Source organism: Streptomyces lavendofoliae (genome assembly GCF_014649735.1).
Lineage (GTDB): Bacteria > Actinomycetota > Actinomycetes > Streptomycetales > Streptomycetaceae > Streptomyces > Streptomyces lavendofoliae.
Map to the genome: position 1 here is coordinate 1 of NZ_BMTP01000040.1, position 10,402 is coordinate 10,402.

The following is a 10,402-nucleotide window of genomic DNA, read 5'->3' on the forward strand; positions in this document are numbered from 1 at the left end:
CCCGCGGAGCGGGTCCCACATCGCTGCGCGATGTGCAAGCGAACACCCGCGCTGCGCGCGGGTGTTGCGCTCCCGCTCCGCGGGAGCGCTGGCGGGACGCTGCGCGTCCCGCTCACCAAGCCCGCTGCGCGGGCTTGGTGACGCTCCGTCCGCTGCGCTTCCGGAGCGGCGGGGCTTCGCCCCGCTGACCCTGGGCTTCGCTTCGCTCCGCCTTGGGTCGGCGGGTCCGCTGCACTCCCCCGCCTCAAGGGCCCTTCCGGCTGCGCCTCCAGGTCCTAGGCCCGCTAACGCGGGCCTAGCTGGCTACGAGGAGCGGGGGTCGTTCGTTCGTGTCGGGTTTTAGTGTAGTAGCTGCCTCAGATAGATGCAGCATGTATTGTTGGCAGAAATCTGGGACACCCACCAGCCACCCGGGAGTCTCCCAGGGTTCGAGAGGAATGGCCAGATGACCGGTCACCACGAATCTACCGGACGAGGTCCCGTGCTGAGCAGCGATTCTGTGCGTCGGGTGACGCAGTACCAGAGGGCGGGTGTGAACGCTCGGTTGAGACTGTTCGCGCTCCTGGAGGCGCAGGGCGTGCCCACGAGCAAGGCGGACAACCTGGAGGCCGGGGCGGACGCCGGGGCGCGGTGCGAGGTGGTGGAGCTGGACGGCATGGCGCCGGCTTCTCGGGGTGCGCTGTTCGCGGACGGCTGGGACGAAGGCGTGATGGCGGGGAACGAGGCCCTGGGGGGCATCGCGGACCGGGACTGGCCACGGCGGGGCGGCCGGTGGGGCGGGGCGGCTGAGCTGGTCGTACATTTCGCGGACGTGAGGCAGCGTGAAGGGGCGGACCTGGTGCGGCTGGAGGGGTTCGTCCGGGAGTCCGTGCTGCCGCGCGCCTATCCGCACACCATGGCGCGGCGCCGGGTGCTGGGCGAGGCCGGCGGTCTGTGTGCGGCGCGGAGGGTGGACAGCGACGAGGACTGCATCCTCTGCGCGCTCGGTGTCGGGCACTGCGACCTGGACGACCAGGCTCCCCTCAAGGACGGAAAGCCCGGCTGGCGCAGGGCGGGTGCGTCGGTCTGAACGGCTCGGGTGCGGTCTGCATTCCGCACGCGGCCATCTGAAGGACCACAGGAATAGGAATCGGGGAGGGCTCAGAAATGGTTTTGTTTCCGCTCAAGGAACACCAGGTCGACCAGAAATTGCGCTTTCGTAACTGGGTCGGATTTCCTGCAAGATCCTTTGTGCCCCCGGAGGGGGCGCGTGCCATGGGGGTGTCCGCGACCGGGTCCGGTAAGACGATCACCACCGCTGCGTGCGCTCTGGAGTACTTCCCGGAGGGGCGGATCCTCGTCATGGTGCCCACCCTGGACCTGATCGTGCAGAGCGCGCAGTCCTGGCGGCGGGTCGGGCACCGGGCGCCGATGGTCGCGGTCTGCTCGGTGGACAGGGACGAGGTCCTGGAGCAGCTCGGGGTGCGCACCACGACCAACCCGATCCAGCTCGCGCTGTGGGTCGGGAGCGGTCCGGTGGTCGTGTTCGCCACGTACGCCTCTCTCGTGGACCGCGAGGACCCCGCTGACGTCACTGGTCGCCGGACTGTCCCGGGGCCGTTGGAGTCGGCTCTGGCGGGCGGGGAGCGGCTGTATGGGCAGCGGATGGCGTCGTTTGACCTGGCCATTCTGGACGAGGGGCACATGACGGCCGGGGATATGGGGCGGCCGTGGGCGGCGATCCACGACAACAGCCGGATCCCTGTCGACTTCCGGCTCTACCTGACCGCCACCCCACGCATCCTCGCCGCGCCCCGGCCACAGCGCGGGCGGGACGGGCAGGAGGTGGTGATCGCTTCGATGGAGGACGACTCCCGCATCTACGGCACCCGGATTTTTGATCTTGGGCTGGCGGAGGCGGTGGAGCGGTCGATCCTCGCGGGGTTCGAGATCGACGTGCTGGAGATCCGCGACCCCGACCCGATCCTGGGACTGTCGGAGGACGCGCTGCGCGGTCGGCGCATGGCCCTGCTCCAGGCCGCACTGCTGGAGCATGCGGCGCAGCGGAATCTGCACACCACCATGGTGTTCCACCAGCGGGTCGAGGAAGCCGAAGCGTTCGCGGAGCAGATGCCGGCGACGGCCGCCGAGCTGTATGCCGCTGAGGCCTCTGCGGTGGTGCTGGCCGGGGCGGAGGAGCTGCCCGCGTCGTCGATCGGTGCTGAGCTGTACGAGCTCGAGGACAGCCGTCACGTGCCCCCGGAGCGGGTGTGGGCGGACTGGCTGTGCGGGGACCATCCCATCGCGCACCGGCGTGCGGTGATCCACCGGTTCGCCAACGGCATCGATGCCGACAGCCGCCGGGTGCACCGGGCGTTCCTGTCCTCCGTACGCGCCCTCGGGGTCGGGGTCGATATCGCCGGACTGCGCGGGGTCGAGGCCGTGTGCATCGTCGGCTCGCGCAGCTCCCAGGTGGACGTCGTCCAGAACATCGGACGTGCCCTGCGCCCCAACCCGGACGGCACGACCAAGACCGCGCGGATCATCATCCCCGTCTTCCTCCAGCCCGGGGAGGACCCGAAGGACATGGTCGCCTCGGCCAGCTACCAGCCCCTGGTCGACATCCTCCAAGCCCTGCGCTCGCACTCGGAACGCATGGTCGACCAGCTCGCCTCCCGCGCCCTGACCCGCGGTACCGAACGGCGGCGTATCCACGTCCGGCCGGCCCCCGCGGCCGGCCCGGAGAACGGGGACATGCCCGAGGAGACCAGCCAGACGCAGCAGGAGGTCGACCGCGTCACCTCGGTCGTGGTCAACTTCGCCTCCCCCCGCGACGCCGCCGACATCGCCGCCCTCACACGCTGCCGCGTCATCCGTCCCCAGTCCCTCGTCTGGCTCGAGGGCTACCAGGCCCTGGTCCGGTGGCGTGCCGAGAACGGGATCACCGGCCTGTACGCCGTGCCCTATGACGTCGAGACCGAGGTCGGGACGACGAAGGCGTTCCCGCTTGGCCGGTGGGTGCATCAACAGCGCAAGGCGCTGCGGGCCGGCGAACTCGACCCCCACCGCAAAACCCTCCTCGACGACGCCGGAATGGTGTGGGAGCCCGGCGACGAAGCGTGGGAGAACAAACTCGCCGCACTCCGCTCCTACCACCGGGCCACCGGACACCTCGCACCCCGGCAAGACGCGACGTGGGGCGAAGGAGACGGCGAGCAGCTGGCCATCGGCCAACTCCTCGCCAACCTCCGCCGCAAAAACGGCCTCGGCAAGGACCCGCAGCGCGCGGAGACCCGGGCCGCGCAGCTCGCGGAGATCGACCCCGACTGGAACTGCCCCTGGCCCCTCGACTGGCAACGCCACCACCGCGTACTCGCGGACCTCGCCGCCGACGAGGCCGGTGGGGTCCTACCCGACATCCAGCCCGGCGTGACGTTCGACGGCGACGACATCGGACGATGGCTCCAACAGCATCAGAAGCCAGGCACCTGGAAGCAACTCTCCGCCGAGCAGCAAGAACGGCTGTCCAAGCTGGGCGTACAACCCGACCAGGCGCCGGCCCCCGCCCCACCGGCCCCACGTTCGGCGAAGGGCCCGAGCAAAGCCCAGCAGGCATTCCAACGCGGCCTGACCGCCCTCGCCCAGTACATCGCCCGAGAGGGCGACTCCACGGTGAAGCGGACCCACCGAGAGAAGATCGTCATCGACGGCCAGGAGCACGATCTGGCCCTGGGGATCTGGTACGCCAACCAGAAACAACGCCGCGACAAACTCACCCAGGAACAGCTCAACGCACTCGCCGAGCTAGGCATCGAATGGGCATAGAGCGGGTGGCCAAGTAACGAAACGCCGACCGTGTTGGCCCTGTCGCACAGACCAGGCCGGCGTCTCTGGTGGCGGCCTTTGTTGATCGACTTCCTGTGGCCCATTACCGGATGGACCGATAAGCCGTTTGCCTCTGTGTGCAGGGTGCAGGTCGTGAGGGTGCGAGGACGGGGAGAGCCGACGTTGAGTCGGTGGATGTGCTGTTCTTGGCTGCCGACAGAACGATGGAGTGTTCGAGGTGGTCGGTGGCTGCCGGTGAGGTGGTCTTTGAACAGTGTCCGCCGCTGAGGCCATTCCCAGTCCGTAAGGGCAAGCGGCTGGCACCGGGATGGTGGTGGTCGTCGACGACGGGTCGGCTGGTGCCTTACGGGTCCGCGGCGATGCGGCTGCACGTGATGCTGCTCGACCGCGACTCGCGTATCAGCAGCCTGGCCGCTCGGCCGCTGGAGCTGCGGTGGCGTGACCCGAGTGGTGTACGGGCCCATGTGCCGCAGTTGATGCTCCGGTTCGGTGATGGGCAGGCGGTATTGGCGGACTGCACCTCCAGGCCGGAGCTTTCGCAGCGGCAGCGGTCCCTGGCATCGGCCGTCGGGCACATGTGTACTGCGGTGGGCTGGCGGTACTGGGTGCTCGGGCCTGTCGACCCGGTTTACCGGCGCAACGTGACTTGGCTGGCGGGGTACCGGCATCCGCGGCATCGCGGTGGACAGGCGTTGGCGGCTGCGGTGCATGAGGCGTTTACCGAGCCCGCGCCACTGTGGGAGGGCGTACGCCGGGTCGGGGATCCGCTGGTCGTGCTTCCTGCGCTGTTCCATGCCCTGTGGGTAGGGCGGCTCACGGGGGATCTGAGCGTCCCGATGCACGAGCGGATGCCGGTGTGGGTGCAGGGATCGGGATGAGGGCAGGCAGCGGGGTGTTTGGTGGGCCGGTGGTGGGGCTGGGGTACCGGGTGCGGTTCGCGGGGCGTACCTGGACGGTGGCGGCCCTTGCTGACGGTCAGGTGCGGCTGGTTGCCGAGGAGGGTGAGGTGGCGGCGGTTTTGCTGTCGCTGCTGTTCGCCGATGCGGGGTTCGAAGTCCTGGATGCGCCGGGAGTGCCCCGGGTGCCGCCGCTGGGCCTGCTGGAGTCGTTGCCCGAGACGGTGCGGGAACGGGCCCTTGCGTGGGAGCGGCATGTGCAGGAGGTGGAGACGGGGCAGCCGGGCGGGCCCAGTGATGCGGGTCCGCGGCGGGCAGAGTACGACCCGCAGACGCGGACGATGACGCAGCGGGAGGAGGCGAAGGCGGCGGAGCTGTCGGCGGCCGGCATGCCCACCAGCGCGGTGACGGTGCGGCGGATGCGGGCCCGGTACCGGCAGGACGGGGTATGGGGGCTGGTGGACCACCGTGCCACCCGGCCGCGGACGGCGCTGGGGCGTGCGGACGAGCGGGTGGTGACCGCTCTGCGGGAGGTTCTGGAGACAGGGCGGGAGCGCTCCAGCGGGACGCTGGGGCGGCTGCGGGTGTACACCGAGCGGCTACTGGCCGAGCAGTACGGGGAGGGGGTGGTGCGGCTGCCCTCGGGTGCGACGTTCAACCGGCTGGTGCACGCCCTGGCTGACGGGCGCGGGCTGCTGGGCAGTGCGCGGCAGCGCCGATGGCGCTCAGCGAGGCCGGCTCCCCCATTCGTTCCGACGACAGTGATGGCTCCGGGTGAGCTGGTGATGATGGACAGCACTCTGCTGGATGCCTTCGTGGTCCTCGACGACGGGGTGGTGGAACGGCCCGAGCTGACCATTGCGCTCGATGTCGCCACCCGGACCATCTGCGCAGCCGTGATGCGTGCGAAAGGGACCCGCAGCGTCGACGCGGCGCTGCTGCTGGCGCAGATGATGGTTCCGGCGCCGATGCGGCCCGGTTGGGCCGAGGCGTTGGCGATGGAACGCTCGGTGGTGCCCTACGAGCGGCTGCTGAGCGTGGATGCCCGGTTGGAGGGTGCCGCGGCGCGGCCGGTGATCACCCCGCAGACCATCGTGGTCGATCAGGGCAAGGTGTTCGTGTCGTCCTCGTTCATCGCCGCCTGCGAGTCGCTGGGCATTTCCGTGCAGCCCGCGCCGCCGGGCAACGGGCCCGCCAAGGGGCACGTGGAGCGCACCTTCTCCTCGATCAACACACTGTTCGTGCAGCATGTGGCCGCCTATACGGGCTCGCACACCGGCGAGCGCGGCCAGGACGCCGAAGGCGAGGCGGTGTGGACGCTGGCCCAGCTGGACGACCTGCTGCAGGAGTGGATCATCTGCGGATGGCAGGAGCGTGAGCATGACGGGCTGCGGCACCCGATGATGCCCCGCTGTGCGCTGTCGCCGAATGAGATGTGGGCGGCGCTGGTCGCCGTATGCGGGTACGTCCCGGTGCCGCTGGGACGTGAGGACTACATCGAGCTCATGCCCGTCAAGCGGCAGAAGATCAACGACTACGGCATCCGCATCGACTACCGCACCTACGACCACAAGGTCCTCAACCCCCACCGCGGCGAGCCCTCGCCGGCGGCGGACGGCCTGTGGGAGATCCACTACAACCCGCACGCTCCCGGCCAGATCTGGGTACGCCTGCCGAAGCCTGACCAGCCGCGCGGATACGGGTGGAAGGCGGTGCCGTGGATCCACCGCACCCTGGTCAGCGCCCCGTTCACCGACTTCGCCTGGCAGCACATCAAGCGCACCGTCGCCCGCCGCGCAGACCGCGCCCAACACGAACACGACCTGGCGCTCGCCCTGCGCGAGCTGCTGGAACGCGCCGCCGCCGGACATGGCACCCAGCGGGAGAAGATCGTCGCCGCCCGCGCTCGCACTGCCGCAACCGATGGTGCGGTGTGGGGGATCTTGTACGGCCGGCAGCCGCAGGCGGAAGCCGACGAGCCTGGTGAGGACGTCTTCGGCGACAGCGAGGACGACGAGGAGCCTGTGACCGGCGACGGCGCCCTGAGCATCTGGCCGACTGAACACACACCGCAGAGTGACTCCCCAACCGGCGCGGTACAGGAAGCCGGCCTGCCTGCGCCGAGGCGTCCCCAGGTCACGGTCTACGACCCCTTCGAGGAGTCCCTGCGATGGTGAGCCCGATCTCCACCGGTGCCGTGGGGTTCGCCCCGCTGGCCCCTCCGACCGTATGGCAGGGATGGGATGCCTTCGTCCACCGAGCCCAGGCGTCCGCGCGTGACGTCACCGACGGCGCCTGGTCCCAGGCGGAGCGCGAGGACTACCACTCCGAACTCGCCGTCATGCGCACCCCGGCCATGGACAGCGTGTTCACCGCCGTACGCCGGCTGCTGCTGCTCAACCGCCGCCAGCAGGCCGGCGCCCGTCGCGGCCTGATCATCTCCGGTCCGGCCACGACGGGTAAGACCACCACGATGATGGCGCTCGGGCGTTCCTTCCAGCTGGCCGACGCCCGCCAGCACCCCGGCCAGGAGAACAGAAGGCCGGTGCTGTTCATCAGCGTGCCGCCGGCCGCCACCCCGAAGATGCTCGTCAGCGAGTTCGCCCGGTTCCTCGGCATGCCCGTCACCGACCGCCTCAACCAGACCCAGATCACCGGCGCCGTCTGCGACCTGCTGTGCGAACTGGGCACCCAGCTGGTCCTCATCGACGACGTCCACCTCCTGGACACCCAGCGGCGCGCCGGCGCGGAAACCTCTGACCAGCTGAAGCACCTCGGCGAACGCATCCCGGCCACCTTCGTGTACTCCGCGATCGACGTCGAGACCTCCTCCCTGCTCAGCGGGGTGCGCGGAGCGCAGATCGCCGGCCGTTTCAAGATCTTCCGCCACCGCCCGCTGGCGTATGCCACGGAGCAGGACAGGTCGGTCTGGGACGACCTCGTAAGGGCCATGGAGACGTTGCTGAGGCTGCGCGCCCACCGGCCCGGAACCCTGGTCAAGCACGCCGCCTACCTCCATGGCCGCACCGCAGGGCGGATCGGAAGCCTCTCCCACCTCATCCGCGAAGCCGCCCTCATCGCCCTCACCGAAGGCACCGAACGCATCACCAAGCAGCTGCTGAGCGAGGTCGAGCTTGACGCGGCCGCCGAAGCCCAAGCCCGACCCGTACGGCGGAAGCAGTAGGGCAACCGGTATGGCGCACCGGCGCAACACGCCCGTGCCTGTTCGCCTGCCCCGGGGCCGATGGGCGGCACGCGAACAAGCCGCATCTGGCGGAATCACGCCCGCCATCAGGGGCGGCGCAGCAGGACGCATCGCTCCGTTGAACGGGGAGCTGACGCTGTCGTTCCTGAACAGAATCGCCGCCCGCTACCACCTCGGCATCCGTGAGGTGCTGGCCGCCATCACCGATGTCGGCGGGCAGCAGAACCTCACCGGGATGCTGTACCCGGACAGCGAGATCCACCTCAACGCCCAGGCCCGCGAACGGGTCGCCGCACTCTGCCGTGTTCTGCAGCATGTGCTTGAGGAGGCCCTGCCCGCATGGAGGCGGGAAGAGCCGTGCGGCAAATACGGGAGCGGCCCGGTCGGGCGGCTGATGCGCGGTGAGGAGGTCGTCGCCGCCTGGGGGCCGGCATGCCCCGCGTGCACCGCCGCGCGCACCGGCCGCCGCGTACCCGCACGCCGGTACCTGGCGCCCGGAGAGCGGGTCTGCGCACGCCACCGATACTGGCTGCTGTTCCTGCCCGGGACCAACGGCCTGCCCGTGCCTCTTGGCCCGTGCCCGGAGGTGGTCGACGCCCAGCGACGGCATGTCCGACTGCTGCGCCGCTCCCCTGCCGGTGTGCAGGCCTTCGAAGTCGCCCGCGCCATCACCGGCTCCTGGTGGGACCAGCCCTGGCCGAACGAGGAGCGTCTGTGGCCGACCCGTCTCGAGGCCACCCGGCCCACCGGCGCCGATCCGGGCTGGTGGAAGGTCGCCGCCCGCGACCTGATCACCTATCCCGAGACCGTCACCCTCGCACGCCTACTGGTCAGCCGGCCTCTGCAGCATCGCACTGTCGCCGAACCGAGCGGCCATCTCCCCTACCGGCTGGGCGAACTACCGGGGCTGCTGGCCGAGGTCGCTGGCCGGCTCGGACGGCCGTGGCTCGCCCATCACCTCGCCACCGTCACCCACGGGCCGCTGTACACCTGGGCCCACTCGTGCGTACACACTGGCGCGGCCTCCACACCTGCGGCGCAGCGCACGCTGTGGAAGGTGCATTCATCGCACCGGCCCCGCCCCCTCAGCGACCTCCTCCCCCACCCGCCGGCCACCGACGGCACCCCGCCTGCGGCAAGAACCGCCAGACGGCTGCGCGGCCACAGTCTCCAGGCCGAGGAAGCCTTCCAGACAGGCCTGGCCCAGGCCCACGCCTACCACCAGCAGCACGGGCACCTCGCCGTCCCCAAAGAAGACACCCCTGCCGACTATCCGCTGGGCCAGTGGCTCGCCAACACCCGCGCACGCCACACCCGCATGCCCGCCCACCAAGCCGCCGCCCTCCACGCGCTGTATCCGTGGTGGAACGTGCCCTGGAGCACCCTGTGGCAGCGCACCTGGCACCAAGCCCGCGATCACGCCGAAGCCCACGGCCCGCTCGAGCCCGCCCGCGGGTTTCCCGCCACCAGCTACAGCCTCGGCGAATGGCTCTACCTGCAGTGCACCCGCTACCCCGGACTCCACCCCGAACAACAACGCCTTCTCAATCAGATCGGCATCGATGACGCGGCGGTGGCCGCGGCCCGGCCCAGACGACGCAACCTCAAGGCAGGCGCCGAAGAAGCCCTCGCCCACGCCCGCTCCTACGCCGCCGAACACGGCAGCCTGGCCTCCGTGACCTCCGCAACCGTCCACGAGGGTTTCCGCCTGGGACAGTGGCTCGCCAACCAGCGCAACTACCAGCGCACCGGCCACCGGCCTCTGCCCGCCGGCCGCGCCCAGGCCCTCGCCGCCATCGACCCCTGGTGGCGCCCGCCCTGGCATCTGAAATGGCAGCGCAGCTATGACCGCGCCCACAGCGCTGCGGACCGTCGGCCTCTTCGTCCCGGCTCCAGCTTCATCGACCTCGACGACTCCCTATCCACGCGATGGCTGCGGCGCCAGTGCAGCACGTACGACGAACTCAGCAAGGAGCAGCAGCAGCTCCTCGCTGGTATCGGCATCACCACCGAAGTAGCCCGCGCGGCCCGGGACCACGCACGTACAACCCCGAAAAGGCGGACTGCGGCCCCGACCGCGGACGTAAAAGACACGTCCGGCCACGCCCTAGGAGCTGCAGGCTCCGCAACTCTTTGAGGTCGACGCCGCGCGGCGGTCGCCAAGCCGGAGCGTCTCCGTGAGTAGGGCAGCCGCCTTGGGCACCGCCCAGACCTGAGCCCGAAACGATCCACCAGCTCCTCGCCGCCGCCCAGCCCCGATCCGCACCTGGACCCCACCCGACATGGACACCGCCCTGTACGAGATGACCGCATAGCAACACTCAACGGAGCTGATCAACACACCCGGAACATGACCACACCTGACCAACACCCGCTCCACCTGACAAAACAGCAGCTCAACACAGAGAACTGAAACCCCAGACCGCCCATCACCCAGCCGTGCCAGCTCGGCCCGGAGCCCGACCGCCCCCACCAA

General features: G+C 70.0%; 6 protein-coding genes. All 6 read left to right on the top strand.

What is annotated here, in order from left to right:
- Positions 1 to 532: 532 nt before the first annotated feature.
- Positions 533 to 1,069: a hypothetical protein gene (locus tag IE109_RS32440; RefSeq protein ID WP_229891872.1), complete on the top strand. Its 537-nt coding sequence runs from the start codon at positions 533 to 535 to the stop codon at positions 1,067 to 1,069.
- Positions 1,070 to 1,146: 77 nt separating this feature from the next.
- Positions 1,147 to 3,804 carry a DEAD/DEAH box helicase gene (locus IE109_RS32445; protein WP_189554946.1) on the top strand — a complete coding sequence of 886 codons (2,658 nt, stop codon included), beginning with the start codon at positions 1,147 to 1,149 and terminating at the stop codon, positions 3,802 to 3,804.
- A 191-nt stretch (positions 3,805 to 3,995) separates the two neighbouring features.
- Positions 3,996 to 4,703, top strand: coding sequence for a TnsA-like heteromeric transposase endonuclease subunit (locus tag IE109_RS32450; protein WP_229891873.1), 708 nt, complete (start codon positions 3,996 to 3,998; stop codon positions 4,701 to 4,703).
- A complete protein-coding gene (locus IE109_RS32455) occupies positions 4,700 to 6,898 on the top strand; it encodes a TnsB C-terminal domain-containing protein (protein ID WP_229891874.1) in 2,199 nt (732 codons plus the stop codon). Before IE109_RS32450 ends, IE109_RS32455 begins: the two co-directional genes overlap by 4 nt.
- Complete coding sequence (locus IE109_RS32460; RefSeq protein ID WP_189554947.1) at positions 6,892 to 7,905, top strand: TniB family NTP-binding protein; 1,014 nt, start codon at positions 6,892 to 6,894, stop codon at positions 7,903 to 7,905. The genes IE109_RS32455 and IE109_RS32460 overlap by 7 nt, the downstream gene beginning before the upstream one ends.
- Positions 7,906 to 8,044: 139 nt before the next feature.
- Positions 8,045 to 10,063 carry a helicase associated domain-containing protein gene (locus IE109_RS32465; RefSeq protein WP_189554948.1) on the top strand — a complete coding sequence of 673 codons (2,019 nt, stop codon included), beginning with the start codon at positions 8,045 to 8,047 and terminating at the stop codon, positions 10,061 to 10,063.
- The last annotated feature ends 339 nt before the right edge of the window (positions 10,064 to 10,402 follow it).

What these genes read in the sequence shown, in the direction of transcription:
- IE109_RS32460 (WP_189554947.1), top strand. Translation starts at nt 6,892, where the DNA reads ATGGTGAGCCCGATCTCCACCGGTGCCGTGGGGTTCGCCCCGCTGGCC.
- IE109_RS32455 (WP_229891874.1), top strand. Translation starts at nt 4,700, where the DNA reads ATGAGGGCAGGCAGCGGGGTGTTTGGTGGGCCGGTGGTGGGGCTGGGG.
- IE109_RS32445 (WP_189554946.1), top strand. Translation starts at nt 1,147, where the DNA reads ATGGTTTTGTTTCCGCTCAAGGAACACCAGGTCGACCAGAAATTGCGC.